We start from the raw sequence: 25,428 nt of genomic DNA, 5'->3' as shown, positions 1-25,428 counted from the left end.
TTTATAGAAATATGAATTTGGCGATAAAGATCGCGCACAGCACCCATAGGCTGACGGAAATCTCACGGTACTTGCCAGTGCCGGCCTTGAGCGCCACGTACGTGATAAAGCCCAGGGCAATACCGTCAGCAACCGAAAACGTCAGCGGCATCATGATTGCCGTGACGATCGCGGGAATGCTGTCGGTGGCTTCATCCCAATTGATATGGGCCATGCTCGCCATCATCAGCATCGCAACGTAAATCAGCGCACCGGCGGTGGCATATGCCGGGATCATGCCGGCCAGCGGTGCAAAAAACATCGCCGCCACAAACAGCACGCCTACGGTCACGGCGGTGAGCCCGGTGCGACCGCCAGCGGCCACGCCAGCAGCACTTTCCACATAGCTGGTGACCGGTGGCACACCGACCATCGCACCAAACACACTGGAGGCACTGTCGGCCTTTAATGCACGGGAGAGGTTATCGATCTTGCCCTCGGCATTGACCAACCCGGCCCGTTGCGCGACGCCCATGAGTGTACCTGCGGTATCAAACATGTGTACAAAAAGAAATGCAAATACAACGCTTATCATGCTGACATTGAATACACCTTTAATGTCCATGGCCATCCAGGTCGGCGCCAGGCTCGGCGGGGTGGAGATCATGCCGTTGTAATGCACCAAGCCCAGGCCCCAGCCAGCGAGCGTCACGGCGATGATGCTGATCAGGATCGCGCCGAACACACGGTGGTAGCTGAGGATGGCGATCAGCAGAAAGCACACGGCCGCGAGCAGTGGTGCGGGTTCATGCAGTGAACCGAGCTTGATCAGCGTGGCCGGGCTGTCGACGATGATGCCGGCGGTTTTCAGGCCGATCACCCCTAGGAACAGGCCCACGCCCGCGCCCATGGCATGACGCAGGCTGACGGGGATGCTGTTGAGCAACCATTCACGCACTCGCGAGAGCGTCAGGCCCATGAACAGCACGCCGGAGATAAACACCGCCCCCAGCGCGGTTTCCCAGGTGTACCCCATGGTGCCGACCACGGTGTAGGTGAAAAACGCGTTCAAGCCCATGCCCGGCGCCAGGCCCACCGGCCAGTTGGCATACAAGCCCATCAGTAGGCAGCCCAGCGCGGCGGCAATACAGGTGGCAACAAATGCCGCGCCGTGGTCAATGCCTGCGTCGGCCATGATGTTGGGGTTGACGAAGATGATGTACGCCATGGTGATGAAGGTGGTAAGGCCGGCGATCAGCTCGGTCTTCACTGTGGTGCCATGCAAGCGCAGTTTGAACAGGCGTTCCAGCCAGCCGTTCTGTGAGGGGGCAAGGTCAAGCGTCGGGGCTTCGGATTTGCGGCTATCCACAGCGAGTACTCCTCAAGAGTTTTATTGTTATTTCCAGCGCCGGTCACGGGTGTGGGCAACAGCGCTTTGAGGTACTGGCGGGTTTTGTTGACCAATAGGTCAGGAACTCGCACGAGGCGAATTATGCTTTTGTATACAAATAAAGCAAATAATGTTTTCGAATAGCGGTGTGAAGGGCTAGTTCGCGCTCAATGCCTGATTGACGGCCAGCCATCCTGTCACTGCCTCTTCGCCCGCTTCACTGAACGCGCGTTGCAACAGTTTCACCTGTTCACGGCGCAGAGATTGCTCGAAACGCAGGCCTTCGTCGGTCAATTCCAGCAGGCGTTTACGTTTGTCGGTCTCGGATGCAACGCTGTTCACCAGGTGCATTTCCTGCAATTGGCGCAGCGGCATGTTCAGCGCCTGCTTGCTCACACCGAGCAACTCCAGCAGTTCCTTCACGCTCAAGGCCGGGTAGCGTGCGATAAAAAACACAATGCGCTGGTGCACCCGGCTCAGGCCACGGCGCTCCAGCATTTCGTCGGCTTTGGCGGTAAACGCCTGGTAGCCGAAGAAGAACGCTTCCATGGCTGTTTGCTGAGCGGTGGGGTTTTTAAGGTCAAGCATATTGACGTATCCGTGTGAGTCGTCGTAATTTCGGTCAACTAGTTTGACGTATTTCCCACAGGCTTCGCTACCGGTGACCTTATGGCCTTCTCTGAACGTGTTACGCGCCTCAAAAGCTCCTTGATCCGTGAAATCCTCGCGGCAGCCCAGCGCCCGGAAGTGATGTCGTTCGCCGGTGGCCTGCCGGCCGAAGCCATGCTGCCTGCGCTGAACTGGGACGACATGCCCCTCAACATTGGCCAATACGGCATGAGCGAAGGCGAGCCACAGTTGCGCGAATTGCTTGCCGCCGAAGCGCGTGCACTCGGCGTGCCGTGCCAGGCCAGCCAGGTGCTGGTGGTCAGCGGTTCCCAGCAAACCCTGGACCTGGCGGCCAAGCTGTACATCGACAAAGGCACGCAGATTCTGTTGGAAGGCCCGACTTACCTCGCCGCCTTGCAGATATTCCAACTGTTCGGTGCCGATTGTCTTACCGTGCAACTGGAAGCCGATGGCCCTAACCTGGCCGCGTTGCGCGCCAACCTCGAACGCCATCGCCCGGCGTTCATCTACCTGATCCCGACCTTCCAGAATCCCTCCGCCGTACGCTACAGCGAAGCCAAGCGCGAAGCCGTCGCTGCGCTGCTCGATGAATTCGGCGTCACTCTGATTGAAGACGAGCCCTACCGCGAACTGACCTTCGACGGCGGCAGCGCCAAACCCATCGTCGGGCGCCTGAAAAAAGCCAGTTGGATCTACACCGGCACCGTGTCCAAGACCCTGTTGCCGGGTTTGCGCGTCGGCTACCTGATCGCCAGCCCGGACCTGTTCCCGCACTTGCTCAAGCTCAAGCAATCGGCCGATCTGCACACCAATCGTGTTGGCCAATGGCAGGCGATGCAGTGGATCGGCAGCGAAAAATACCAACGGCATCTGGTGGAACTGCGTAGTTTTTACCGCCAGCGCCGCGATGCATTCCAGGCTGCGCTAAAGTGTCACTTCGCCGATCTGGCCGACTGGCAAGTGCCCCAAGGTGGATTATTCTTCTGGCTGACCTTGAAACAGCCACTCGACACCCGCACCTTGTTGGCGCAAGCGCTGGAACAGAATGTAGCGTTCATGCCCGGTGAACCGTTCTTTTCCGAGCCGGACCAACATCATGGTTCTCTGCGGCTCAATTTCAGCCATATCGACCCGGCCCGCCTCGACGAAGGTCTCAAGCGCCTGGCCGCGGTTGTCCGTCAAGCACAGCACGCGCAAGCGGCATAAGGGGAGCCCCATGTACAAGGTTTATGGCGATTACAAGTCGGGCAACTGCTACAAGATCAAATTGATGCTCAGCCTGTTGGGCATCCCGTACCAATGGGTGGATGTGGACATCCTCAAGGGTGACACCCAGACCGCCGAATTCCTGGCGAAGAACCCCAACGGCAAGATCCCCGTGCTGGAACTGGAAGACGGCACCTGCCTGTGGGAGTCCAACGCGATTCTCAACTTCCTGGCCGATGGCAGTGAATTCCTACCTTCCGAACCGCGCCTGCGCACGCAAGTGCTGCAGTGGCAGTTCTTCGAGCAGTACAGCCACGAGCCGTACATTGCGGTGGCGCGGTTTATCCAGTTTTACCTGGGGTTGCCTGAGGATCGCCTGGAGGAATACAAGAAGCTGCACAAGGGCGGTTACAAAGCGCTCAAAGTGATGGAGCGCCAATTGCAACTCACGCCGTATCTGGTGGGCGATCAGTTCTCCATCGCCGATGTGGCCTTGTATGCCTACACCCATGTGGCGAATGAGGGTGGTTTTGAGTTGGATGCTTATCCGGGTGTTCAAGCCTGGCTGGCGCGAGTGGCCAGCCATCCCAAGCACGTCGCCATGTTGGACTGAGTACCCTAATCTGTAGGAGCCCGGCTTGCCGGCGATAGCGTTTTCAGGGGCGCCATCGCCGGCAAGCCGGGCTCCTACAGGGATCGCAATTCTGTATTCAGTAGATCAAAACACCGCTGCGCCGCGGGGCTCAAGCCCATCCCGCTGCGACTGATCAACCCGATCTCCCGGTTCACGCCGAGATGATCGATGTTGATGCGTTTCAATCCCTCCAGGCTGTCCGCCGCCGACTCCGGCAGCACACTGATCCCCAACCCTTGGCGCACCAATGCCAATACCGTCGACATGTAGTTGGCCTCCATGCCGGCGTTCATCGTCAACCGAGTCTCATCGAACAATGCATCCACTTGCTCGCGCACGCTGCTGTCGCGGCCAGTGAGGATGATCGGCTGATCGGCCAACTGCTCCAGGGTCAGTGTGCGATGGCGGGTCAGCGGATGGTCGACCGGCACAAACGCACACAAGCGATCATTCAACACCGGCACGAATTCCAGGCCGTGGCTGAGCCGTGCGCGCACGCCGATGCCGAAATCCACCTCGCCGGAACGCACTTGGGCATGAATGCGATGGGCCACCAGGTCATGCAGGCGCACTTCGATCCCGGCAAAGCGCTCGCGAAACACGCGTAGAACCGGCGGCAATGTGCCGGCGCATACGGAGGGCAGGGCAGCGATAGTGACCACGCCTCGGCGCAGGGCGGCAAGGTCGCGGGAGCCGGTGACGATGTTGTCCAGGTCCAGCAGCAGTTTTTCCATGGGGCCCCGCGCGTCCTGGCCCGCAGCGGTGATGCTGACATGGCGAGGGCTGCGGTCGAGCAGGGCGACGCCGAGCCAGTCTTCCAGCTGTTGCACCTGTACGGTGAGCGCAGAGGGCGACAGGTGCAACTCGTTGGCGGCCTTGGTGAAACTGCCGGTGCGAGCGACGGCGAGGAAAGCCTGGATGTGTTGGATGCTGTTTTTCATAAGAGCAGCTTCATTTTGTTTTTCCGAACACTAGCGGGTGAATATTCCAATTTACAAAGATTAACCCGCTTCCAATACTCCAGGGAAAACAATAACCGGCCATCAGGCCGCTCTGGAGTAACCCATGCTCGCTACCCTGGGTGTCATTACCATCCTGTGCCTGCTCGCTGCCGTCATGAGCAAACGCCTTTCGCCACTGGTGGCCCTGATCGCCCTGCCGATCATCGCCGCGCTGCTTGGCGGGTTCGGCTTGCAAACCAGCGCCTTCATCATCACCGGCATCAAGAACGTCGCCCCCGTGGTGGGCATGTTTGTGTTTGCGATCCTGTTTTTCGGGATCATGACCGATGCCGGCATGCTCGACCCCATCATTGATCGCATCCTGCGCACGGTAGGCACGCGTCCTACACGCATTGTCGTAGGCACCGCGACCCTGGCGCTGCTGGTGCATTTGGATGGCTCCGGCGCGGTGACCTTTCTGGTGACGGTGCCGGCGATGCTGCCGTTGTATACACGGCTGGGCATCGATAAACGCATCCTGGCTTGTGTTTGCGCGATGGCGGCCGGGGTCAACTTCTTGCCGTGGACCGGTCCGGTGCTGCGTTCCTCTGCGGCCCTGCACGTGCCGGTGGCGGACCTGTTCCAGCCGCTGATCCCCGTGCAGATTGTCGGCCTGATCTTTGTGTTCGCCTGTGCCTGGTGGCTCGGCCGTCGCGAAGAGAAACGCCTGGGCCTCGGCGCTGGCTCCACCGTGGATGCGGTGCCGCAACGGGTGCTGAGTGACGATGACATCAAGCTGCGTCGCCCGCGCCTGTTCTGGGTCAACCTGATCCTGACCGTGTTGGTGATGGTGGTGATGATTGCCGGTTGGGTCGATCCGGTGGTGATGTTCATGCTCGGCACGGTAGTGGCACTGTGTATCAACTACCCGAACGTCGACGCCCAGCGTGCCCGCATCGACGCCCATGCCAAAACCGCCCTGACCATGGCCAGCATCCTGCTCGCCGCCGGGGTGTTCACCGGCATCATGCAGGGCACCGGCATGCTCAAGGCGATTGCCGAAGTGGCGGTGGCGCAGATTCCGGCCGGCCACGGCAAGTTGATCCCGGCGGTGGTGGGCTTCATTTCCATGCCACTGAGCATGCTGTTTGACCCGGATTCCTACTATTTCGGCGTGATGCCGGTGATCGCCGAAGTCGGCAAGGCCCTAGGCGTCGACCCGCTGCAAGTAGCCCAGGCCTCGTTGCTGGGTGTGCACACCACTGGCTTCCCAGTCAGCCCGCTGACCCCCGCGACCTTCCTGTTGGTGGGCCTGTGCAAGATCGAACTGGCCGATCACCAGCGCTTCACCATTCCGTTTCTGTTTGCCGCGTCGGTGTTGATGACCCTGACTGCGTTGCTCTTGGGAGTTATTTGAGATGAAAACCTTGCGCATCGGTTCCGGCGCCGGCTATTCCGGCGACCGTATCGAACCTGCCGTGGAACTGGCCGAGCAGGGCGACCTGGATTATCTGGTGTTCGAATGCCTGGCCGAACGCACGATTGCTTTGGCGCAGCAGGCGCGAATCAGCGATCCAGAGGGCGGTTACGACCCGTTGTTGAGTGAGCGTATGCGCCGCGTGTTGCCTTTCGTTGGCGTGAAAGCCGGGCGTCGTCGCTTGCGGGTGATTACCAATATGGGCGCGGCCAATCCGGTGGCAGCGGCCAGTGAAGTGCGGCGAATCGCCAAAGAATTGGGCCTTGATCTCAAGGTGGTCGCTGTCGTCGGCGATGATGTGTTGAGCGTGTTGCAGCCCGAGTGTTTGCTGGATAACGGCCAGACGGTCGGTTCCTTGGGCGCACGACTGATTTCCGCGAATGCCTATTTGGGCGTCGACGGCATTCTGCAGGCGTTGAAGACCGATGCGGACGTAGTGATCACCGGGCGTGTGGCTGACCCCTCGCTGTTCCTGGCACCGCAGATGTTTGCATTCGGTTGGGCAGCGGACGATTGGCAGCGTCTGGGGCGCGGCACGTTGGTGGGGCATTTGCTTGAATGCGCCGGGCAAGTCAGCGGCGGCTATTTCGCAGATCCTGGCTTCAAGGATGTGGAGGACCTGGCGCGCCTGGGTTTCCCCTTGGCCGAGATCGCTGAGGACGGTGAGGCGGTGATTACCAAGGTGGGTGGGTCCGGCGGGCGGGTCAGCCGTGCGACCTGCACTGAACAGCTGATCTATGAAGTGCACGACCCGGCGGCGTACCTCACGCCTGACGTGACGGCCGATTTCTCTCAAGTGAGTTTCGTTGAGGAAAGCGTCGACCGCGTGCGTGCTCGAGGTGCAGATGGCCTCGCGCGCCCCGAAAAGTTGAAGGTCAGTGTCGGCTATCTGGACGGTTGGATAGGTGAAGGGCAGATGTCCTACGGCGGTCCCGGCGCTGTCGCACGGGCGCAGCTGGCTCGGGATGTCGTCCTCAAGCGTCTTGAACTGATGGGCGTGAAGATGCAGGACGTGCGTGCTGAGTTGATCGGCATGGACTCGCTCCACGGTCCGCGCAGCACGGTCGAGCCTTGGGAAGTGCGCCTGCGCGTGGCGGCTCGCTGTGAGGAGCGTGGTGAGGCGGTTCGGGTGGGCAATGAAGTGGAAACCCTCTACACCAACGGCCCGTCGGGCGGCGGCGGTGCCAGCAAAAGCGTGCGTCAGGTGGTGGCGGTAGCGTCGTTGTTGCTGCCGCGCGATAAGGTCAACCCGAGGATCGAAGCATGAAGCTGCAGATGCTGGCCCATTCCCGCACAGGGGATAAGGGCGACACGTCGAACATTTCGATCATTGCTTATCGTGTCGAGGACTACCCACTGCTCTGCGAACAATTGACGGCCGAGCGCGTGGCCGAGTTTTTCGCGGGCTTACGGGAACCGGGTGCGGCGCCGGTGCGGCGTTATGAGTTGCCGAATGTGCAGGCGCTGAACTTCGTGTTGCCGGGCATCCTGCGCGGCGGCGTCACCCGCTCGCTGGCGCTGGATGCCCATGGCAAATGCCTAGGGTCCGCGCTGCTGGATCTGGATATCAACGCCCTGTAGGAGCCCGGCTTGCCGGCGATGAGGCCCCAACGCCAGGCGGCGATTTTACGGACGCCATCGCCGGCAAGCCGGGCTCCTACAGGTGGGGGGCTGTCAGACTGCTGCGAAACGCTTATCGAGGTAATCAATGATCACCTTGGAGTCATACATCCAGGTGGTCTGGCCATTCTCTTCGATACGCAGGCACGGCACCTTGATCTTGCCGCCTTGCTCCAGCAGGGTCTGGCGGTCCTGGTCGTTATTCTTCGCATCTTTCAGCGCAACGGGCACATTCAGGCGGTGCAGGGTGCGACGGGTCTTCACGCAGAACGGGCAGGCGTGGAACTGATACAGCGTCAGCTCTTTGGCCGCTGCATTCACCTGTGCCTGTTGCTCGGCGGAACGCTGCTTTTTGCGTGGGCGGGTAAGAAAGTCGCCCGCGATGATGACGTGGCCGAGGCCCACTCGAAGTGCTTTGACGAACATGGCTGAAACCTCTTGCCCATGAAGAAGGGGCCGCAGCTTACCTCAATTTTGCAGACGAAAAAAAACCGGCGATGAACGCCGGTTTTTTTGTGCACAGCCTGTTACTTGATCAGGCTGAGGAATTCGCTGCGGGTGGCCGCGTTTTCGCGGAACTCACCCAGCATCACCGAAGTGATCATCGACGAATTCTGTTTCTCCACACCGCGCATCATCATGCACATGTGCTTGGCTTCGATCACCACGGCCACGCCCAGGGCGCCGGTCACTTGCATCACCGCGTCGGCGATCTGGCGGCTGAGGTTTTCCTGGATCTGCAGGCGGCGCGCGTACATGTCGACAATCCGCGCAACCTTGGACAGGCCCAGCACTTTGCCGCTCGGGATGTAGGCTACGTGGGCCTTGCCGATGAACGGCAACAGGTGGTGTTCGCACAGCGAGTACAACTCGATGTCCTTGACCAGCACCATTTCGCTGTTGTCGGAGCTGAACAAGGCACCGTTGGTGACTTCTTCCAGAGTCTGCTCATAGCCGCGGCAGAGGTACTGCATCGCCTTGGCGGCACGCTTTGGCGTGTCGAGCAGGCCCTCGCGGGAAACGTCCTCGCCGAGTTGGCCGAGGATCGCGGTGTAATTCTGTTCCAGGGACATGAAACTACCTGTGGGATTTTCGCAAAGCGCAAGGTTACGGTGGCGGGCACATCGCTGCAAGCCTGACGATGGCACTTGTTACTCGTCGCGCCCTTCCATCATGGTGCGCTTGAGCATCACATACACCGCCCCCGCGCCGCCGTGGCGGGCCTGGCATGAGGCAAAACCGAGCACCTGGGCATGCTGGCGCAGCCAGGTGTTGACGTGGCTTTTGATCATCGGGCGCTTGCCGTCCAGCCGCACAGCCTTGCCGTGGGTGACGCGTACGCAGCGGATTTCGAACTTGGTGGCTTCAGCCAGGAAGGCCCACAGGGTTTCTCGGGCTTTTTCGACATTCATGCCATGTAGGTCAAGGCTGCCTTCGAACGGGATCTGGCCGGCCTTGAGCTTGCGCATCTGGCTTTCCTGCACGCCATCGCGGGCCCACATCAGCTCGTCTTCGGGGCCGACGTCGATCACGAACTGGTCCGACAGGCCATCCACGGTGGTGGCATCGGTGCGCACGGTCGCGGCCTGACGCAGCTTGGCGATCTGCGCCCGGTCGGCCTTGGGTTTGCCGGTGTCGGCGCGGTCGTGCTTGATCGGCTTGACGCCGCGCAGCTCGTTTTTGAATAGGGAAAAATCGTCGTCTTGCATGTTGGCCTCCGCGAAGGGCGGGCAGTTTACCTAAATCGCGGCGGCCAGGGCGCAGGAAACGCTATCCAAGCGCCATCAGTCGTGCTTTTTCATCAGGTGTGAAGCGATGTTCAGCGACAACGGCTGACGCATCTTCCGACGGCTGCGCCGCCATAACCATACGCCCAACCACAGCACCAGCAGCCCGATCACCAACAGAATCGCCGAGCCGCCAGGGCTGGCATTCAATTCACCAAGGGCTGGCGAGTGACCAAACAAACCGGCGCCACCAGCGCCGGCCAACAGCAAACCAACTATCGCCAGCAACGCGGCAATGCCGGCTACCAGGCGCAGACGCCAGTTGCTCGGGCCCTTTGGGCGCAAGCGACGAGCGTCAAAACCATCGGATATCTTCATTCCGACCTTTCCTCCAGGGTATCGGCCCTTCGACCGGACAATACACAGGTTGTTCCGGGGCGAGGGGTAAATGCGCCAAATGAAAGGGCTTTGCGGATGAGCGGGGCCGTAAACAGGCCGCGCCGCTCATCTGAAGGTCGATCAGATCAGATCTTTGGTCAACGCCAGGGTGGCGAAGTTGTCGGCCATGATGGCCATTTCGGTTTGCTGCACGTGCTCGGCGCTGAGGATGCCACCTTTGTAAGGCAGGTCGCGGGTGGCGCAGGCGTCTTCCACGAGGGTGCAGCGAAAGCCCAGGTTCTTGGCGGCGCGCACGGTGGTGCTGACGCTGGAGTGGCTCATGAAACCGCAGACGATCAGGTCCAGGGAGCCGAGGTCCTGCAAGTGTTTTTCCAGGCCGGTGCCATGAAAGGCGCTGGGCAGCAGCTTGCCGATGATGGTTTCGTCGCCTTCCGGCTCAAGGCCCGGAATGAATTCGCCACGCTCGCCCTGTGGATCGAACAGACCACCCACGGTGCCCAGGTGACGTACATGCACGATCGGGCGCCCGGCGTTGCGGGCGGCTGACACAAGCTGCTTGATGTTGCCGACGGCCGCGTCCATGCCCGAGAGGGCGAGCGGGCCGTTGAGGTATTCCTTCTGGGCGTCGATGATCACGAGGGTCGCATGGCTGAGGTTCGCTGCTGCGTAACCACGACCGCTGAGTTGAAACATCGTCTTTGGAACGGACATTCTGGGGCTCCTGTGAGGGGGGCTTTTGCGACATTGTCCACTGGCTGAGCGGTTCTGTGAATCGCTACCATCGTAAGGTACGCCGTTGTTGACGTGCAGCCATGTCAAGAGGTGGGCCTGTTTAACACAATGATGGCAATTTGGATGAAATCCGACGGATGGCGACGGGTTTTCGTACATCGTCGGTACAGGTGAAGGCTGTTAGAATCGCCAGTCGTTTTTTCCAGGAGCTTGCCCCGTGACCACTTCCCGCCTGCGCACCTTGCGCGACCACATCCGTTGGGCTGTCAGCCGTTTCCATGGGGAAGACCTGTTTTTTGGCCATGGCACCGACAATGCCTGGGACGATGCCCGGCAACTGGTGCTCGGTGCCTTGCACTTGCCGTGGGAAATTGCCGACAGCTACCTTGATTGCAACCTGGAAGAAGAGGAAGTCGCCCACCTGCAACGCTTGTTGCATCGCCGCATCCACGAACGCGTGCCGACACCTTACCTGATCGGCGAGGCCTGGTTCTGTGGCATGTCGTTTATCGTCGATGAACGCGTGCTGATCCCGCGTTCACCGATCGGCGAACTGATCGAAAACCGCTTCGAACCCTGGCTGGCGCAGCCACCGGCACGCATCCTCGACCTGTGCACCGGTTCCGGTTGCATCGGTATCGCGTGTGCCTATGAGTTCCAGGACGCCGAAGTGGTGCTGGGGGACTTGTCCTTCGAAGCCCTGGAAGTGGCCAACCAGAACATCGAACGCCATGGCGTCGATGAACGTGTCTACACCGTGCAGGGGGACGGATTCGACGGCCTGCCGGGCCAGCGCTTTGACCTGATCGTGTCCAACCCGCCGTATGTGGATGCCGAAGACTTCGCCGATATGCCTGACGAATACCAGCACGAACCGGAACTGGGCCTGGCGTGTGGCGATGATGGCCTGAACCTGGTGCGGCGCATGCTGGCCGAGGCGGCGGACCACCTCACCGAGAAGGGGTTGCTGATTGTTGAAGTGGGTAACAGCCAGGTGCATGTCGAGGCGTTGTACCCGGAAGTGGACTTTGCCTGGCTGGACTTCCAGCGCGGCGGTCACGGGGTGTTCATGTTGACGGCTGAGCAGTGCCGTCAACATCAGGCGGTGTTCGCCGCCCGAGTGTGACGCACACCTTGTAGGAGCCCGGCTTGCCGGCTCCTACAGGAGATTTAATCAAGCATTTGGATTAGCGGTGTGTAGCAATCCAGATCAATAATCCCGCCTGAAATACTGTAAACGCCACCAGGCACGTGATGGTAAAGCGCAACCCGCTGTCCTCACGCTTGAACTTGGTGACCTTTTCCTCTTCCTTGCGCAGCTTCACTTCCTGCTCCAACAGATTCTGCTCGGCCTGTTGCAGCATCTGCGCCGCTTCCAGAATCTCGACGAACTGCACTTTTTCAGTGTTCCAACTGTCCAGCACATCACTGACCTTGCCCGGCTGCACGTTACCCTTGAGGTGCTGCACATCGGCATAAGCCACATCAAAGCCCTGGATGCGCAGGAAGTGATCGCGACGCAGGCGGGTGGCTTCGTTCAGCGCGTCCTTGTTGGCCAGGTCAACGCCGTCGAGGCGATAGTGCGACCATTTCTTTTTCGCCCATGCGGCCCCCTGGGCCACCAGGAAACGACCGATGCCACGGTTGGCCGGTTCGATTTCCAGGCTATTACCGGGGCCGAAGTGCACGCGATGTTTATCGTGATCAACCCAGATATCCAGGTGATTCTGTTCACGGCGCACGCGCTGGCCGGGCAACTGGATGACCATGCGCAACAGGCTGTGGTGTTTGTCGTTGCGCTCGGCGTAGCCGAACTGCACGAAGCGCAACGGCCGCACGCCGGTGGCACGGTCGGTGGCCAGGGGCGCCAGGCGCAGCATTTTGAAATGCTCAGGCTGGACATCCGCCCACGGCAGGGGCGCCGCGTCGACGGCCTCGGTTGTGTCAGCCGGGGTGTCGGCGGTGGATTCCGGTGTTGCTTCAGTGGTTGTCATGCGGCGCGATCCTGTCCAAGCCCTGCGAGTCGACAGTCTTTTTACTGTCGACTCTGGGCTTATCGGCCGTTTTCCCCAGGACTGGAGGCAAATTGTCGCTTAACGGGGTTGAAGTCCGTCGATAAAGCGCACCAGGCGGTTGCCCAACTCGGCGGCGAGGGGCAGTTGCGGGTCGTTGTAGGAGGCCAATTGCTGTTTCACCTCGTTGGGCACGATGCGCATCACGTGGTTCATACCCTCGATCAGCACAAGCTGCGCGTCGGGCTTGGCCTTTTTCAGTTGCTGGGCATCGCCCACACCGACCTGGATATCGTTGGTGCCCTGGATGATCAGTGCCGGCATGTTCAATTTGGCAAAGGCTGCCGAAGGATCGGCACGGAACAGGCTGATCAGATACGGCTGCACACTGGGTCGGAAAATGCCTTCCAGCGGGCCAGGCACATCCGCATCCACTTGGCCGGCCTTGAGATGATCGAGGATTTGGTTGCTGCGCAGCAGCAGGGCAGGGGGCAGGTGATCGGCCAACTGTTGGCGGATGACTTGATCCACCGGGCGCGCGCTGCCGGACAGCGAGACCACGCCCGCCGGGTCCAATTGCGGCGCGGCGAGGGCCGCCACCAACGCTCCTTCGCTGTGGCCCAGCACAATCAGCGGGCCCAGGCGCTTGTCAGACTTGAGCAATTTGCCCCAGGCCACGGCGTCGGCGACGTAGGCGTCCAGGGTCAGGTTGCGCTCGTCGGGGGTCGCCGCCAGGCTGGCCGCTACGCCGCGCTTGTCGTAGCGCACGCTGGCAATGTTATGCCGCGCCAGCACCCAGGCCAGGCGTTTGAGGCTGTCGTTGCGCGCGCCGTCGGCACTGTTGCCGTTGCGGTCGGTAGGGCCGGAACCGGCGATGATCAGCACCACCGGTACTGGCTTGTCGGATTTGGGCAGCAAGAGCGAACCAAACAGCTCGCCGCTACCGGTGTCCAGGCTGATTGGCCGTTGCAGCACCACAGGGGAGGCGGCGAAGCCTAGGCTGGAAAACAGGGTGAGGGTCAAAAGCAGAACTCGCAGCATCATCGCGCCATCAAGAGAGAGGTGCCGGTTGGACCAAGGTCTACCGCTAAGGTTTCGAGGATGAACTACTCGGTTAGCCTGCGTATACTGGCCGCCTTAAGTTATTACGGTTGACTTGATTCAACTGATTTCACGGAGCGCCCTGCATGTCCGGCAATACCTTCGGCAAGCTGTTCACTGTCACCACCGCGGGCGAAAGCCATGGCCCGGCGTTGGTCGCCATTGTCGACGGCTGCCCGCCCGGCCTCGAGCTGTCCCTGGAAGACCTGCAGCGCGACCTCGACCGCCGCAAGCCCGGCACCAGCCGCCACACCACCCAGCGCCAGGAGCCCGACGAAGTCGAGATCCTGTCTGGCGTGTTCGAAGGCCGCACCACCGGTTGCGCCATCGGCCTGTTGATCCGCAATACCGACCAGAAGTCCAAGGACTACTCGGCGATCAAGGACCTGTTTCGCCCGGCCCACGCCGACTACACCTATCACCACAAATACGGCGAGCGCGACTACCGTGGCGGCGGCCGCAGCTCGGCGCGCGAAACCGCGATGCGCGTGGCGGCCGGTGCCATCGCCAAGAAATACCTGGCAACCCAGGGCATTGTGATCCGTGGCTACATGAGCCAGTTGGGCCCGATTGAAATCCCGTTCAAGACCTGGGACAGCGTGGAAGACAACGCCTTCTTCAGCCCCGACCCGGACAAGGTGCCGGAACTGGAAGCCTATATGGACCAGTTGCGCCGCGACCAGGACTCCGTCGGCGCCAAGATCACTGTGGTTGCCGAAGGCGTGAAACCCGGTCTGGGCGAACCGATCTTCGACCGCCTCGACGCGGAGCTGGCCCATGCGCTGATGAGCATTAACGCGGTGAAAGGCGTGGAAATCGGCGCCGGCTTCGCCTGTGTGTCCCAGCGCGGCACCGAGCACCGCGACGAGCTGACCCCGGAAGGTTTCCTCAGCAACAACGCGGGCGGCATCCTCGGTGGCATTTCTTCCGGTCAGCCGATTGTGGCGCACCTGGCGCTCAAGGCGACGTCGAGCATCACCACGCCGGGCCGTTCGATTGATGTGCTCGGCAACCCGGTGGACGTGATCACCAAGGGGCGCCACGATCCTTGCGTGGGCATCCGTGCAACACCGATCGCCGAAGCTATGATGGCCATCGTGTTGATGGATCACCTGCTGCGCAACCGTGGGCAGAATGCCGATGTTCGCGTGAGTACGCCGGTGCTGGGCCAGCTGTGACGGTTCGGCTGTGACAGCCCTTCCGTACTGGCGCCTCTCCAGCTTCTACCTCTTCTACTTCGCCCTCCTGGGGGCGACGGCGCCCTTTCTGGCGCTGTACTTCGACCACCTGGGGTTCTCCAGCGCGCGCATCGGCGAGCTGGTCGCCATCCCCATGCTGATGCGCTGCGTGGCGCCCAACCTGTGGGGCTGGCTGGGCGACTACACCGGCCGGCGGCTGGCCATCGTGCGGTTCGGCGCGGTGTGCACCCTGGCAAGTTTTTCGCTGATATTTATCAGCCACACCTACGCCTGGCTGGCGCTGGTCATGGCGCTGCATGCGTTCTTCTGGCATGCAGTGCTGCCGCAGTTTGAAGTGATCACCCTTGCGCACCTGCAAAAACAGACCTCGCGCTACAGCCAGATCCGCCTGTGGGGCTCCATCGGCTTCATTCTCACCGTGGTGGTCATGGGCCGCCTGTTCGACTGGCTGAGCCTGGACATCTACCCGGTAGTGGTCGTGGTGATCATGGCCGGCATCATCGGTGCCAGCCTGTGGGTGCCGAATGCGCAGCCTGCCAGCCACGGCAATCGCCCGGCGGGTGACGGTTTTCTCAAGCAATTACGCAGCCCCGGCGTCCTGGCGTTTTATGCCTGCGTGGCGCTGATGCAGATGAGCCATGGCCCGTATTACACCTTTCTCACTTTGCACCTCGAACACTTGGGCTACAGCCGCGGTGTGATCGGGATGTTGTGGGCGTTGGGGGTGGTGGCGGAAGTGCTGATGTTCCTGGCCATGAGCCGCATCCTTTCGCGCTTTTCGGTACGCCGGGTGTTGCTGGCGAGTTTCCTGCTGGCGGCACTGCGCTGGCTGCTGCTGGGCTCGTTTGCCGAATTTTTCTGGGTGCTGTTACTGGCGCAGGTGATGCACGCCGCTACCTTCGGCAGTTTTCATGCGGCGGCGATTGCCTTTGTGCAGCGCAGTTTCGGTGACAGGCAACAAGGCCAGGGCCAAGCGCTGTATGCGGCGCTGGCCGGCACTGGCGGCGCATTGGGCGCTCTGTATTCAGGCTACAGTTGGAACCTGTTGGGGCCGACCCTGACCTTCAGCATCGCCAGCGTCGCTGCCCTGGCGGCCACCGTTATCATCGGTTTTCGATTGCAAGAGCAGAACCAAGGAACCCTTCAATGAGCTATGTCGCTGTCTACTCCGTCGCTACACCGGATACGCCGAACAAGGTCCTGACCCATTTCGAGGACATCGCCGCCACCTTGGCCGAGCAGGGCGTGCGTTTTGAGCGCTGGCAGCCTGGTTCGGTCGAGCGGGGCGCCAGCGATGCCGAGCTGATCGCCGCCTGTCAGGCGCAGATCGATAAGCTCGGCTACAGCGCCGCCGAGGTGCTGAGGAATGCCGCAGACCCCGCGCAGAACGCCGAGTTACGTGGGCAGTTTCTTGAGGAGCGCCGCTACAGCGAAGACGACGCGCGTTTCTTCCTCGCCGGCCAGGGCCTGTTCGCGTTGCACATAGGCGATTACGTATACGCCGTACGCTGCGAGAAAAACGACCTGCTGGTGGTCCCGGCCGGTATGGCGCACTGGTTTGACATGGGTGATAACCCGCACTTCGTGGCGTTGCGTTTATTCAATACCGCGAAAGGGTGGATTCCTGAATTCACCGGTGACGATATTGCCCACAGTTTTCCCGCTTTGGATGATTAATCGCTAGCTACCAGAAACTTCAATCCCCGCATGTTGCAAGTTGTTGTAGGAAGAAACTTAAGCTCCTGTAGGGTCTTGCTGTTTATTGTGGGGGGCGCGCTTTAGTCCCACGCCTTATGTAACTCTCCCCGGCAATAACGTTTATATCATCCGTCAATAGGAGGAATTCGAAGGGTGATAGGGCGTCAGTCAATAAAAATGGAGAGAAACCAATGAGAGGCCCACGGGAATTGTTCCAGGCGCCGTATTCGGTGCCCAACGCTGTCAGGCGGCGCATTAATCTGGCGGGCAAGAGTCTGACGCCCACGGAGCTGGAAATACTGCGCTGGGCCTCGGGAGGCAAGACGGTGTGGGAGATCAGCCAGATACGCGCCACGTCTGAAGCCACGGTGAAATTCCATTTGCGCAATATCTACGGCAAGTTGGAGGTCAATAACCGTGTCCAGGCAATGAACGAAGCGGCGCGCAAGGGGCTTTGCTGAATACATGGAAAAAGGGCCGCGACACCCTAGGGTGTCGCGGCCCTTTGCTTTATCTGCTGCTTAGACCGAGTGGTAGGTCGGCAGGGCAAAGCGGTTCTGGCTTTGCAGCATCGAAATCTGTGGCAGGTCGCTGGCTTGTTCAGCCAGGTCGCGGCGGATAGCGCTGATCACCCAGGTCAATTGGTCGGCCGTGTGCAACTGCTGGTAGGAGATGGAGCGCTTGACCTGCTTGCCTTCGCTGTTGCGCAGGGTCAAGAGGATGCCGCCGTCGGGACGTGGCTGGGTGGTGACGTCGTAGTTGGAGAATACTGAAGCGAATTTATCTTGGATCAGGCTCATGTCTATCAGCTCCATTGGCTCAAGTTGGCAAGCATGGAGAGATAGGTGCAGTGATTGTGCCAGCTATTGGTTTTATGAAATATCGTTATAAATCAATAAGATATAAAAATTACAAATTTTCGGTTTCGTGCAATTTGCATGAATGGCCATCATGCATCCTGCATTTTGCGTGGCTCCACGGCGCCGAACGGGCCCACCCTTATTCCTAGAGACTGCATCGGCGTCGCTGAATTCCTTTTTTCAGCGGGCGTTCATCGGGATACAAAACTTTTCAAATCCTGCGTGTACAGCCGAAGAGAGGCTGACGTACTTTCCCGCAAGGTTTACGAAGAATAAGAAAAAGGACGTTCCCATGAGCCATTCGCAAAACGACATGATCACCTGGGGCATGATGCTGCGTAAGGTGCCTGCCATTGTTCGCGCCCTGCCACGGGTGGTGCGCGGCATGCGTGCCGCCAACGTCACCGACCCTCAGCAGCCCTGTGGCCTGGGCTGGCACTTCGAGCAAGCTACCCTGCGCAATCCACAGGGCACCGCTTTGTTGTACGCCGACCGCGTGCTCACCTACACGCAAGCCAACCAGTCCGCCAACCGTATCGCCCACCACTTGCAGGCCCAGGGCATTCGCAAGGGCGATGTGGTAGCGATGTTTATCGAAAACCGTCCCGAGCTGCTGCTGAATGTGCTGGCTGTAGCCAAGTTGGGCGGCATCTGCGCCATGCTCAATACGGCGCAGACCCAAGCGGCGCTGGTGCACAGCCTGAACCTGGTGAGCCCGGCGGCGATTGTGGTGGGCGCGGAATTGGTGGCTTCATACGAGGCCGTACGCAATCAAGTGGAAATTCCCGCCGAGCGCACCTGGTTTGTCGCTGACCAACAGGCCAGCGCGCTGCCTGACGGGTACTCCGATCTGATAGCCGCCAGCGCCGACGCCCCGGTGGATAACCCGGCCAGTACCGCGCAGATCTTCTTCAACGATCCCTGCTTCTATATCTACACCTCCGGCACCACGGGCCTGCCCAAGGCCGGCATCATGAAACATGGCCGCTGGACCAAAACCGCTGTCAGCTTCGGCAGCATCGCCTTGGACATGGGCCCGGACGATGTCCTCTATTGCACCTTGCCGCTGTACCACGCCACCGGCCTCTGCGTGTGTTGGGGCTCGGCGATTGTCGGGGCATCAGGGTTCGCCATCCGGCGCAAGTTCAGCGCCAGCCAGTTCTGGGATGAGGCCCGTCGGTTCAAGGCGACCACCTTGGGTTATGTCGGTGAATTGTGCCGTTACCTGCTCGATCAACCGGCCAACCTCAACGACCGTGATCACGGTGTGACCAAGATGGTCGGCAATGGCCTGCGTCCTGGCGTGTGGGCGCAGTTCAAGGCGCGGTACGGGGTTGAGCATGTCTGCGAGTTGTATGCCGCCAGCGACGGCAATATCGGGTTCACCAACATTCTGAATTTCGATAACACCGTCGGCTTTTGCCTTCAGCACTGGGCGCTGGTGGACTACGCCCACGACAGCGGTGAGCCGATCCGTGGCAGCGATGGCTTCATGCATAAAGTGAAGACGGGTGGACAAGGCCTGCTATTGGCCAGGATCGATGAAAAGTCACCCTATGACGGCTACACCGACCCGGAAAAGAACCGCAAGGTCATCCTCACCGACGTATTCGAGAAGGGCGACCGCTACTTCAATACCGGCGATCTGGTGCGCAGCATCGGCTTCGGTCATGCGCAATTTGTCGACCGCTTGGGCGACACCTATCGCTGGAAGGGCGAAAACGTCTCGACGACCGAAGTCGAGAACGTGCTGCTGCAGCACCCGCAGATCGCTGAAGTGGTGGCCTACGGTGTGGAAATCGAAAACACTAACGGCCGCGCCGGCATGGTTGCCATCACCCCGAGCGAATCCCTGGCCTCATTGGATATGCGTGAGTTGCTGCAATTCGCCCACGGCCAGTTGCCGCATTACGCGGTGCCGTTGTTCCTGCGTATCAAGGTCAAGATGGAAACCACGGGTACGTTCAAATACCAAAAGGTAAAGCTCAAGGAGGAGGCGTTCGACCCTGAAAAAGCGGGCAATGACCCGGTCTATGCCTGGTTGCCGGGTTCGGACTGCTATGTGCCGGTGACGGGACAATTGTTGGCGCAGATCCAAGGTGGCCAGTTCCGTTATTAAAAGCTGCGTTATTGATTCTGCCTATGGCGCCTTTTGACAAAAAAGCCATGACAGGTGGGAACTCCGTCGCGACACTGGGCGCCATATAAAGGACCAGACAAGGAGCCCCACATGTCAGAACAAGCCAAACAAATGACCGATGATGAAGCAGCAGAATTTGCCGAGCAGGTGTTCGACGTCGCCCGCAAAGGCGACGCCGCCATGCTTGCCGCGCTACTGGCCAAGGGCTTGCCGGCAAACTTCCGTAATCACAATGGCGACACCCTGTTGATGTTGGCGGCCTACCACGGTCATGCCGACGCGGTAAAAGTACTGCTGGAATTCAAGGCTGACCCTCTGATTGCCAACGACAAGAACCAGTTGCCGATGGCTGGCGCGGCGTTCAAGGGCAACCTGGAGGTGGTCAAGGCACTGATCGAAGGCGGTGCGCCAGTGGATGCGTCGTCCTCCGATGGCCGTACAGCATTGATGATGGCGGCGATGTTCAATCGCGTCGAAATGCTCGACTACCTGCTCGGCCAGGGCGCCAACCCCAAGGCTACTGATGCCCAAGGCGCAACCGCGTTGGCGGCAGCACACACCATGGGCGCAGTGGATACGGCGGCGAAGTTGCAAAAACTGGTGTAGGCTACGCGCGCTCGAAAACCCGCCCGCCACAGGACAACACCCATGAAAACCGCCCTCGTCGAACTCATCAGCAAAATCAGCGCCGGTGTCATGAGCGAGGACGAAGTGGCGCGCATTGCCGATGAGGCGGCCCAGGCCTACGCGGACCCCGTGGCATTTCTGGCGGCCAACCCCGATATCAACTACGACGACAGCTTCCCGATTCCGTTGGGGGAGTGGGTCGTCGTCGGCAGCCTGCCGGAGACCGCGTTGTTCCAGGCCGACACCTACGGCGACCTGTTCGCGCAGATCGTCGCCTCGTTTGGTCCTGGCGTGGCATTCAACCTCAAGCCCAAGCAGCTTGCGAAGACCGAAGACCTCACCGCGCTGAACCGCATCCAGATCCAGATGAGTGCGCTGAGCCCGGAAGACGGTGGCTATGTGCTGCTCAATTTCAGTCAACTGTTGGATGACGAGATCCAGGCCGTGCTGGTGTACGGTAACGATCTGCCCCGCGTGCTGGCGCTGTGCGCTGAAGTCGGCATCAAGGCTGAGCCGTCCCTGGAAGCGCTAAAGATCGCCGTTCACGTCTGAAAATAAAACGGAACCCCCGCCAGCGCTGACTATCCTACAAGTGCATGCCCTCACTTAGGAGCGACACCATGGGTTCCACTTTTAACGGCTTGATCGGGCTGATCATTCTGGCGCTGGATATCTGGGCGATCATCAACGTGTTCAAAAGCGGCGCGAGCACGGGCGCCAAGGTGCTGTGGATCCTGTTGATCCTGCTGCTGCCGGTGCTGGGGCTGATCATCTGGGCAATCGCCGGACCGCGGGGCAACGTGCGGATTTGATTATCCAATCGATCTAGACTGGGCACAGTCCATGTGGGAGCGGGCTTGCTCGCGAATGCAGTCTATCGGTCACGGATGTTTCGACTGACACACTGCATTCGCGAGCAAGCCCGCTCCCACATTGGTTTCAGCACATCATTAGATTTATGTTTCGAAATATTCGCTGCACAGAATTTTCACATCCCATCCAAGACAATTCGCCGGCTTTATTTCCCTGCCAGGGCTCTATTCCAAGCGCCACTAAAGGCGGGGCTGCGGTGTGCGTTCAGTAATTAATAGCCTTGCTGGCATTGATCGGGCACCATTCGCGCCACTGCACCACTTCGTCACTTAAACTTCCAATGGGTCCTAAAACGACATGGCAAACCCGGACGCCCTGAATCAGCAGCGAGCTTCAAATCGCTTGCTGCAACCGACCGTCAAATCCCATCTGGCGTACACGCTGCTCTGCGCACTGGTCATGATGGTGATGTTCTCCCTGCTGCGCCTGGCGCTGCTGGTGTACAACCGCGAAATGATCCTCGACACGCCGGCCTCGACCTTCCTGGAAGCGTTTGTCAATGGCACGCGCTTCGACATCCGCTTTGTGATGTACGCGTTGGTTCCGCTGCTGCTGGCGCTGTTCAGCGTCCGCGCCATGGCCGCGCGTGGGTTCTTCCGTCTGTGGCTGACCGTCGCGTCCAGCATTGCCCTGTTCCTGGGCCTGATGGAAATGGACTTCTACCGTGAATTCCACCAGCGCCTCAACGGTCTGGTCTTCCAATATGTGAAGGAAGACCCGAAAACCGTGATGAGCATGCTCTGGTACGGTTTCCCGGTGGTGCGCTACCTGCTGGCCTGGGCCGTGGGGACGCTGATCCTGAGCATGGCCTTTAAGGGCGCCGACCGCGCAACGCGCCCACGCGGGCCGTTCAGCGGTGGCAGTATCGGCACCCGTCAAGTGGCACCGTGGTACACCCGCATTGCGGTGTTTGTGGTCTGCCTGCTGATCGCCGTGGTCGCCATTCGTGGCACCCTGCGCCAGGGCCCGCCGCTGCGTTGGGGGGACGTGTACACCACCGACTCGAACTTCGCCAACCAGTTGGGCCTCAATGGCACGCTGTCGTTGATCGGTGCGGCCAAGGCACGTTTCTCTGAACACCGTGACAATACCTGGAAAGCCACACTGGAGCAGCCGCTGGCGACCCAGACCGTGCGTGACATGCTGGTGCTGCCGACCGAAAAACTGGTGGATACCGACACCGCCGCCGTGCGCCGTGAGTTCACTCCGCCGGCCGAGAAAACCCTGCCGATCAAGAACGTCGTCGTGATCCTAATGGAAAGCTTCGCCGGTCACTCGGTAGGCGCGCTGGGGCGTCCGGGCAATATCACGCCGTACTTCGACAAACTGTCCAAGGAAGGCTTGCTGTTCGACCGTTTCTTCTCCAACGGCACGCACACCCACCAGGGGATGTTCGCCACCATGGCGTGCTTCCCGAACCTGCCGGCGTTCGAATACCTGATGCAGACCCCTGAAGGCAGCCACAAGCTGTCGGGCCTGCCGCAGTTGCTCAGTGCGCGCAAGTTTGACGATGTGTATGTCTACAACGGCGATTTCGCCTGGGACAACCAGTCGGGCTTTTTCAGCAACCAGGGCATGACCAACTTCATCGGTCGTAACGACTTCGTCGACCCGGTGTTCTCCGACCCGACGTGGGGCGTGTCCGACCAGGATATGTTCAACCGTGGCCTGGAAGAATTGAAAGCCCGCGAAGGCGGCAAGCCGTTCTATGCCTTGCTGCAAACCCTGTCCAACCACACACCGTATGCCTTGCCGACGCCATTGCCGGTGGAGAAGGTCACGGGTCGTGGCAGCCTCGACGAGCATTTGACGGCGATGCGCTACTCCGACTGGGCCTTGGGCCAGTTCTTTGAAAAAGCCCGCAAGGAGCCGTACTTCAAGGAAACCCTGTTCGTCATCGTGGGCGACCACGGCTTCGGTAACGAGCAGCAAATCACCGAAATGGATCTGGGCCGCTTCAACGTGCCGATGCTGATGATTGCACCAGGCATCCAAGAGAAGTTCGGCGAGCGTGACCACACCGTCGGCACCCAGATCGACATCGTGCCGACCATCATGGGCCGCCTGGGTGGCGAAACCCTGCACCAGTGCTGGGGTCGCGACCTGCTGAACCTGCCGGAAGGCGACAAGGGCTTTGGCGTGATCAAGCCTTCAGGCAGCGACCAGACGGTCGCGTTGCTCACCGGCGACCGGGTGCTGGTACTGCCGAAGGAAATGCCGCCCAAGCTGTGGGAATATGAGCTGGGCGCCAACCCGACCGGCAAAGTGATTGCTGAATCGCCGGACGAAGCTGCATTACGGCAGAAGCTGGAGTCATTCCTGCAGACGGCAACCAAGAGCCTGTTGGATAACACTGCCGGCGTAGTTGACGGTAAGCCGGACTAATTAACCGGCAATAAAAAAGAGGCCTTCAAAGGCCTCTTTTTTTTGCTTTGTTTACTGTAGGAGCGGGCTTGCCCGCGAAAAACGCAAGGGCAACGCGTTTATTCAGAAACTCCGTGTCACCGTTAACGATCTTCGCGAGCAAGCTCGCTCCTACAGGGGTTGGCTTTTATATCCGGCCGAGCAACAACAGTACCAGCAGGACCACCAGTACGACACCCAGAATACCCGACGGGCCATAACCCCAGTTGCGCGAGTGAGGGAATACTGGCAGACCACCGACCAGCAGGAGGATCAGGATAATGATCAGAATGAGGCTCATGGTTTTTTTCCTTATTGGCCTTCAGCAAAGACCGGTTATTAACGATAGGCCCGCTAGTTGATTCACGAACGCCTTAACAACTCCGACTGTCGACAACTGCGGAAAATTCAGTATTTTTTTAAAGCATTTCGCAAACTTGCTTATTTCTTTTAATGCGTTCGCGAATGCGCGTGGTTAGTTGAAAAATATTGAACTTAGGCTATACGCGAGCCTCCGACCCAGCTGCCGGTTTGCCAGGGGCATTCATCATTCTGATGGTGGATGGGGGCAGGAAAGACCTTCGCTACACTGCCGGTCACTTCTTCCGTGAACCACAAGGCTACTTCTTATGCAAAATCGCATGATGATCACTGGTGCCGGGTCGGGCCTGGGCCGCGAAATCGCTTTGCGTTGGGCCCGTGAAGGGTGGCAGTTGGCTTTGTCGGACGTCAGCGAGCCGGGCCTGCAGGAAACTCTTAAACTGGTACGCGAGGCAGGCGGCGACGGGTTTATCCAGCGTTGCGATGTGCGCGACTACAGCCAGCTCACCGCGTTTGCCCAGGCTTGCGAGGTCAAGTTGGGTGGCATCGATGTGATCGTCAACAATGCCGGCGTGGCCTCCGGTGGGTTCTTTGCCGAACTGTCCCTGGAGGACTGGGATTGGCAGATCGCAATCAACCTGATGGGCGTGGTCAAGGGCTGCAAAGCGTTCCTGCCGCTGCTGGAAAAGAGCAAGGGTCGCATCATCAACATCGCGTCCATGGCGGCATTGATGCAGGGGCCGGCGATGAGCAACTACAACGTAGCCAAGGCCGGCGTGGTCGCGCTGTCGGAAAGCCTGCTGGTGGAACTCAAGCAGCAGGAAGTCGGCGTGCACGTGGTGTGTCCATCGTTCTTCCAGACCAACCTGCTCGATTCGTTTCGTGGGCCAACCCCGGCGATGAAGGCCCAGGTGGGCAAGTTGCTTGAAAGCTCGCCGATTTCGGCGGCGCAGATTGCCGATTACATCTACCAGCGCGTGGCAGAGGGCGAGTTCATGATCCTGCCCCATGAACAAGGGCGGATGGCGTGGGCCTTGAAGCAAAAGAACCCGCAGTTGCTCTATGACGAGATGACCACTATGGCCGACAAAATGCGCGCCAAAGCGCAGGCGGCCAAGGGCTGATCAGGTAGTGCTCTGTCAGGTAATTTACCTGCTCTTGTAGGCAGTGCCTGTTTTCGTCGCGAGCCATTGCTGCGGCCCACCCAGTGCGCGCATGGTCGAGGTCCTTTCATTGTTAAAAGGACAACCGCCATGCTGGTCCTAAGCCGCGGTGTAGGCGAAGTCATTTCCATCGGCGATGACATCGCCGTGCACATCCTTGAGTTGAACGGTAACCAGGTGAAATTCGGCGTTGGCGCGCCGGCCGGGGTGCCGGTTCATCGAGCGGAGGTGTACCAGAAAATCCTCGAACGCCAAGGCGCCAGAACGCATCCGGAGCCTGTGCCCAACCCTTGAAA

29 protein-coding genes are annotated in these 25,428 nt (G+C 59.9%); 17 read left to right on the top strand and 12 right to left on the bottom strand.

Annotated elements, in window-relative coordinates; all coding sequences use genetic code 11:
• Position 1: 1 nt before the first annotated feature.
• Positions 2 to 1,348 carry an NCS2 family permease gene (locus RB216_RS20260; protein WP_028617266.1) on the bottom strand — a complete coding sequence of 449 codons (1,347 nt, stop codon included), beginning with the start codon at positions 1,346 to 1,348 and terminating at the stop codon, positions 2 to 4.
• 177 nt (positions 1,349 to 1,525) lie between these two features.
• Positions 1,526 to 1,957 carry a MarR family winged helix-turn-helix transcriptional regulator gene (locus RB216_RS20255; protein ID WP_028617265.1) on the bottom strand — a complete coding sequence of 144 codons (432 nt, stop codon included), beginning with the start codon at positions 1,955 to 1,957 and terminating at the stop codon, positions 1,526 to 1,528.
• An 81-nt stretch (positions 1,958 to 2,038) separates the two neighbouring features.
• Here RB216_RS20255 and RB216_RS20250 point away from each other — a divergent pair, with 81 nt between their 5' ends.
• Together RB216_RS20250 and RB216_RS20245 are read left to right on the top strand one after the other, a co-directional pair.
• Complete coding sequence (locus RB216_RS20250; protein WP_028617264.1) at positions 2,039 to 3,205, top strand: aminotransferase-like domain-containing protein; 1,167 nt, start codon at positions 2,039 to 2,041, stop codon at positions 3,203 to 3,205.
• A 10-nt stretch (positions 3,206 to 3,215) separates the two neighbouring features.
• Positions 3,216 to 3,818 (top strand): glutathione S-transferase family protein, encoded by a 603-nt coding sequence (locus RB216_RS20245; RefSeq protein ID WP_028617263.1) that lies wholly within the window; start codon positions 3,216 to 3,218, stop codon positions 3,816 to 3,818.
• Positions 3,819 to 3,892: 74 nt separating this feature from the next.
• Here the strand turns inward: RB216_RS20245 and RB216_RS20240 are convergent, their stop codons facing one another.
• On the bottom strand, positions 3,893 to 4,780 hold the full coding sequence (locus RB216_RS20240) for a LysR family transcriptional regulator (protein ID WP_308907799.1): 888 nt from the start codon (positions 4,778 to 4,780) through the stop codon (positions 3,893 to 3,895).
• Positions 4,781 to 4,904: 124 nt separating this feature from the next.
• On the opposite strand from RB216_RS20240, the gene RB216_RS20235 reads away from it, so the two are divergent.
• From RB216_RS20235 to RB216_RS20225, 3 genes are read left to right on the top strand one after another with little or no spacing between them, the layout of a single operon-like run.
• Positions 4,905 to 6,197, top strand: coding sequence for a CitMHS family transporter (locus RB216_RS20235; RefSeq protein ID WP_016976366.1), 1,293 nt, complete (start codon positions 4,905 to 4,907; stop codon positions 6,195 to 6,197).
• 1 nt (position 6,198) lies between these two features.
• Positions 6,199 to 7,524, top strand: a complete 1,326-nt coding sequence (locus tag RB216_RS20230) for an acyclic terpene utilization AtuA family protein (protein ID WP_028617261.1) — start codon at positions 6,199 to 6,201, stop codon at positions 7,522 to 7,524.
• On the top strand, positions 7,521 to 7,838 hold the full coding sequence (locus RB216_RS20225) for an AtuA-related protein (RefSeq protein ID WP_236320547.1): 318 nt from the start codon (positions 7,521 to 7,523) through the stop codon (positions 7,836 to 7,838). The genes RB216_RS20230 and RB216_RS20225 overlap by 4 nt, the downstream gene beginning before the upstream one ends.
• A 93-nt stretch (positions 7,839 to 7,931) precedes the next feature.
• On the opposite strand, the gene RB216_RS20220 is transcribed toward RB216_RS20225, so the two are convergent.
• The 5 genes from RB216_RS20220 to RB216_RS20200 all read right to left on the bottom strand — a co-directional run bounded on the left by RB216_RS20220 (position 7,932) and on the right by RB216_RS20200 (position 10,714).
• Entirely contained in the window at positions 7,932 to 8,303 is a 372-nt protein-coding gene (locus tag RB216_RS20220) for a glutathione S-transferase N-terminal domain-containing protein (RefSeq protein WP_028617259.1), read from the bottom strand.
• 101 nt (positions 8,304 to 8,404) lie between these two features.
• Positions 8,405 to 8,950, bottom strand: a complete 546-nt coding sequence (gene folE / locus RB216_RS20215) for a GTP cyclohydrolase I FolE (protein WP_003442011.1) — start codon at positions 8,948 to 8,950, stop codon at positions 8,405 to 8,407.
• A gap of 78 nt (positions 8,951 to 9,028) precedes the next feature.
• Positions 9,029 to 9,586, bottom strand: a complete 558-nt coding sequence (locus RB216_RS20210; protein ID WP_068932120.1) for a Smr/MutS family protein — start codon at positions 9,584 to 9,586, stop codon at positions 9,029 to 9,031.
• 75 nt (positions 9,587 to 9,661) lie between these two features.
• Entirely contained in the window at positions 9,662 to 9,982 is a 321-nt protein-coding gene (locus tag RB216_RS20205) for a hypothetical protein (protein WP_028617257.1), read from the bottom strand.
• A 141-nt stretch (positions 9,983 to 10,123) separates the two neighbouring features.
• The gene (locus RB216_RS20200; protein ID WP_016976373.1) at positions 10,124 to 10,714 is read right to left on the bottom strand and encodes a cysteine hydrolase family protein; all 591 of its coding nucleotides are present in this window, start codon (positions 10,712 to 10,714) and stop codon (positions 10,124 to 10,126) included.
• A gap of 238 nt (positions 10,715 to 10,952) precedes the next feature.
• On the opposite strand from RB216_RS20200, the gene prmB reads away from it, so the two are divergent.
• The gene (gene prmB, locus RB216_RS20195; RefSeq protein WP_016976374.1) at positions 10,953 to 11,861 is read left to right on the top strand and encodes a 50S ribosomal protein L3 N(5)-glutamine methyltransferase; all 909 of its coding nucleotides are present in this window, start codon (positions 10,953 to 10,955) and stop codon (positions 11,859 to 11,861) included.
• A gap of 61 nt (positions 11,862 to 11,922) precedes the next feature.
• On the opposite strand, the gene RB216_RS20190 is transcribed toward prmB, so the two are convergent.
• Together RB216_RS20190 and RB216_RS20185 are read right to left on the bottom strand one after the other, a co-directional pair.
• Positions 11,923 to 12,729: a hypothetical protein gene (locus tag RB216_RS20190; protein ID WP_305382076.1), complete on the bottom strand. Its 807-nt coding sequence runs from the start codon at positions 12,727 to 12,729 to the stop codon at positions 11,923 to 11,925.
• A gap of 99 nt (positions 12,730 to 12,828) precedes the next feature.
• Complete coding sequence (locus RB216_RS20185; protein ID WP_122687131.1) at positions 12,829 to 13,791, bottom strand: alpha/beta hydrolase; 963 nt, start codon at positions 13,789 to 13,791, stop codon at positions 12,829 to 12,831.
• 143 nt (positions 13,792 to 13,934) lie between these two features.
• On the opposite strand from RB216_RS20185, the gene aroC reads away from it, so the two are divergent.
• The 4 genes from aroC to RB216_RS20165 all read left to right on the top strand — a co-directional run bounded on the left by aroC (position 13,935) and on the right by RB216_RS20165 (position 17,206).
• Positions 13,935 to 15,026 (top strand): chorismate synthase, encoded by a 1,092-nt coding sequence (gene aroC / locus RB216_RS20180; protein ID WP_068932118.1) that lies wholly within the window; start codon positions 13,935 to 13,937, stop codon positions 15,024 to 15,026.
• 10 nt (positions 15,027 to 15,036) lie between these two features.
• The gene (locus RB216_RS20175; protein WP_308907798.1) at positions 15,037 to 16,197 is read left to right on the top strand and encodes an MFS transporter; all 1,161 of its coding nucleotides are present in this window, start codon (positions 15,037 to 15,039) and stop codon (positions 16,195 to 16,197) included.
• On the top strand, positions 16,194 to 16,724 hold the full coding sequence (locus RB216_RS20170; protein ID WP_068932117.1) for a 1,2-dihydroxy-3-keto-5-methylthiopentene dioxygenase: 531 nt from the start codon (positions 16,194 to 16,196) through the stop codon (positions 16,722 to 16,724). Before RB216_RS20175 ends, RB216_RS20170 begins: the two co-directional genes overlap by 4 nt.
• Positions 16,725 to 16,936: 212 nt before the next feature.
• Positions 16,937 to 17,206, top strand: a complete 270-nt coding sequence (locus RB216_RS20165; RefSeq protein ID WP_068932116.1) for a response regulator transcription factor — start codon at positions 16,937 to 16,939, stop codon at positions 17,204 to 17,206.
• Between the two features lie 60 nt (positions 17,207 to 17,266).
• Here RB216_RS20165 and RB216_RS20160 read toward each other — a convergent pair whose 3' ends face one another.
• Complete coding sequence (locus RB216_RS20160) at positions 17,267 to 17,545, bottom strand: DUF3509 domain-containing protein (RefSeq protein WP_122687130.1); 279 nt, start codon at positions 17,543 to 17,545, stop codon at positions 17,267 to 17,269.
• 352 nt (positions 17,546 to 17,897) lie between these two features.
• Between RB216_RS20160 and RB216_RS20155 the strand changes: the two genes are divergently transcribed.
• The 5 genes from RB216_RS20155 to RB216_RS20135 all read left to right on the top strand — a co-directional run bounded on the left by RB216_RS20155 (position 17,898) and on the right by RB216_RS20135 (position 23,630).
• Complete coding sequence (locus tag RB216_RS20155; RefSeq protein ID WP_028617252.1) at positions 17,898 to 19,724, top strand: long-chain-acyl-CoA synthetase; 1,827 nt, start codon at positions 17,898 to 17,900, stop codon at positions 19,722 to 19,724.
• A 111-nt stretch (positions 19,725 to 19,835) separates the two neighbouring features.
• Positions 19,836 to 20,351, top strand: a complete 516-nt coding sequence (locus RB216_RS20150; protein ID WP_028617251.1) for an ankyrin repeat domain-containing protein — start codon at positions 19,836 to 19,838, stop codon at positions 20,349 to 20,351.
• A gap of 42 nt (positions 20,352 to 20,393) precedes the next feature.
• The gene (locus RB216_RS20145) at positions 20,394 to 20,924 is read left to right on the top strand and encodes a hypothetical protein (RefSeq protein ID WP_308907797.1); all 531 of its coding nucleotides are present in this window, start codon (positions 20,394 to 20,396) and stop codon (positions 20,922 to 20,924) included.
• 68 nt (positions 20,925 to 20,992) lie between these two features.
• The gene (locus RB216_RS20140) at positions 20,993 to 21,184 is read left to right on the top strand and encodes a PLDc N-terminal domain-containing protein (RefSeq protein WP_003172956.1); all 192 of its coding nucleotides are present in this window, start codon (positions 20,993 to 20,995) and stop codon (positions 21,182 to 21,184) included.
• 358 nt (positions 21,185 to 21,542) lie between these two features.
• Positions 21,543 to 23,630, top strand: a complete 2,088-nt coding sequence (locus tag RB216_RS20135) for an LTA synthase family protein (RefSeq protein WP_028617249.1) — start codon at positions 21,543 to 21,545, stop codon at positions 23,628 to 23,630.
• Positions 23,631 to 23,796: 166 nt separating this feature from the next.
• Here RB216_RS20135 and RB216_RS20130 read toward each other — a convergent pair whose 3' ends face one another.
• Positions 23,797 to 23,949, bottom strand: a complete 153-nt coding sequence (locus tag RB216_RS20130) for a DUF3309 family protein (RefSeq protein ID WP_015885095.1) — start codon at positions 23,947 to 23,949, stop codon at positions 23,797 to 23,799.
• Between the two features lie 328 nt (positions 23,950 to 24,277).
• Here RB216_RS20130 and RB216_RS20125 point away from each other — a divergent pair, with 328 nt between their 5' ends.
• Together RB216_RS20125 and csrA are read left to right on the top strand one after the other, a co-directional pair.
• Positions 24,278 to 25,093 (top strand): SDR family oxidoreductase, encoded by an 816-nt coding sequence (locus RB216_RS20125; RefSeq protein ID WP_028617248.1) that lies wholly within the window; start codon positions 24,278 to 24,280, stop codon positions 25,091 to 25,093.
• 129 nt (positions 25,094 to 25,222) lie between these two features.
• Complete coding sequence (gene csrA, locus RB216_RS20120) at positions 25,223 to 25,426, top strand: carbon storage regulator CsrA (RefSeq protein WP_028617247.1); 204 nt, start codon at positions 25,223 to 25,225, stop codon at positions 25,424 to 25,426.
• Positions 25,427 to 25,428 lie beyond the last annotated feature (2 nt).

This window comes from Pseudomonas canadensis (genome assembly GCF_030980095.1).
GTDB classification, from domain to species: domain Bacteria; phylum Pseudomonadota; class Gammaproteobacteria; order Pseudomonadales; family Pseudomonadaceae; genus Aquipseudomonas; species Aquipseudomonas canadensis.
This window is presented reverse-complemented; position numbering and strand designations above follow the sequence as displayed.

Bases quoted from the DNA above. Each gene is read 5' to 3' on its own strand.
- RB216_RS20245 (WP_028617263.1), top strand. From the start codon at position 3,216: ATGTACAAGGTTTATGGCGATTACAAGTCGGGCAACTGCTACAAGATC.
- RB216_RS20150 (WP_028617251.1), top strand. From the start codon at position 19,836: ATGTCAGAACAAGCCAAACAAATGACCGATGATGAAGCAGCAGAATTT.
- folE (WP_003442011.1), bottom strand. From the start codon at position 8,950: ATGTCCCTGGAACAGAATTACACCGCGATCCTCGGCCAACTCGGCGAG.
- RB216_RS20185 (WP_122687131.1), bottom strand. From the start codon at position 13,791: ATGATGCTGCGAGTTCTGCTTTTGACCCTCACCCTGTTTTCCAGCCTA.
- RB216_RS20210 (WP_068932120.1), bottom strand. From the start codon at position 9,586: ATGCAAGACGACGATTTTTCCCTATTCAAAAACGAGCTGCGCGGCGTC.
- RB216_RS20255 (WP_028617265.1), bottom strand. From the start codon at position 1,957: ATGCTTGACCTTAAAAACCCCACCGCTCAGCAAACAGCCATGGAAGCG.
- RB216_RS20190 (WP_305382076.1), bottom strand. From the start codon at position 12,729: ATGACAACCACTGAAGCAACACCGGAATCCACCGCCGACACCCCGGCT.
- RB216_RS20205 (WP_028617257.1), bottom strand. From the start codon at position 9,982: ATGAAGATATCCGATGGTTTTGACGCTCGTCGCTTGCGCCCAAAGGGC.
- RB216_RS20220 (WP_028617259.1), bottom strand. From the start codon at position 8,303: ATGTTCGTCAAAGCACTTCGAGTGGGCCTCGGCCACGTCATCATCGCG.
- csrA (WP_028617247.1), top strand. From the start codon at position 25,223: ATGCTGGTCCTAAGCCGCGGTGTAGGCGAAGTCATTTCCATCGGCGAT.
- RB216_RS20130 (WP_015885095.1), bottom strand. From the start codon at position 23,949: ATGAGCCTCATTCTGATCATTATCCTGATCCTCCTGCTGGTCGGTGGT.
- RB216_RS20155 (WP_028617252.1), top strand. From the start codon at position 17,898: ATGAGCCATTCGCAAAACGACATGATCACCTGGGGCATGATGCTGCGT.
- RB216_RS20145 (WP_308907797.1), top strand. From the start codon at position 20,394: ATGAAAACCGCCCTCGTCGAACTCATCAGCAAAATCAGCGCCGGTGTC.
- RB216_RS20235 (WP_016976366.1), top strand. From the start codon at position 4,905: ATGCTCGCTACCCTGGGTGTCATTACCATCCTGTGCCTGCTCGCTGCC.
- RB216_RS20170 (WP_068932117.1), top strand. From the start codon at position 16,194: ATGAGCTATGTCGCTGTCTACTCCGTCGCTACACCGGATACGCCGAAC.
- RB216_RS20250 (WP_028617264.1), top strand. From the start codon at position 2,039: ATGGCCTTCTCTGAACGTGTTACGCGCCTCAAAAGCTCCTTGATCCGT.
- RB216_RS20125 (WP_028617248.1), top strand. From the start codon at position 24,278: ATGCAAAATCGCATGATGATCACTGGTGCCGGGTCGGGCCTGGGCCGC.
- aroC (WP_068932118.1), top strand. From the start codon at position 13,935: ATGTCCGGCAATACCTTCGGCAAGCTGTTCACTGTCACCACCGCGGGC.
- RB216_RS20240 (WP_308907799.1), bottom strand. From the start codon at position 4,780: ATGAAAAACAGCATCCAACACATCCAGGCTTTCCTCGCCGTCGCTCGC.
- RB216_RS20230 (WP_028617261.1), top strand. From the start codon at position 6,199: ATGAAAACCTTGCGCATCGGTTCCGGCGCCGGCTATTCCGGCGACCGT.
- RB216_RS20200 (WP_016976373.1), bottom strand. From the start codon at position 10,714: ATGTCCGTTCCAAAGACGATGTTTCAACTCAGCGGTCGTGGTTACGCA.
- RB216_RS20225 (WP_236320547.1), top strand. From the start codon at position 7,521: ATGAAGCTGCAGATGCTGGCCCATTCCCGCACAGGGGATAAGGGCGAC.
- RB216_RS20135 (WP_028617249.1), top strand. From the start codon at position 21,543: ATGGCAAACCCGGACGCCCTGAATCAGCAGCGAGCTTCAAATCGCTTG.
- RB216_RS20165 (WP_068932116.1), top strand. From the start codon at position 16,937: ATGAGAGGCCCACGGGAATTGTTCCAGGCGCCGTATTCGGTGCCCAAC.
- RB216_RS20160 (WP_122687130.1), bottom strand. From the start codon at position 17,545: ATGAGCCTGATCCAAGATAAATTCGCTTCAGTATTCTCCAACTACGAC.
- RB216_RS20140 (WP_003172956.1), top strand. From the start codon at position 20,993: ATGGGTTCCACTTTTAACGGCTTGATCGGGCTGATCATTCTGGCGCTG.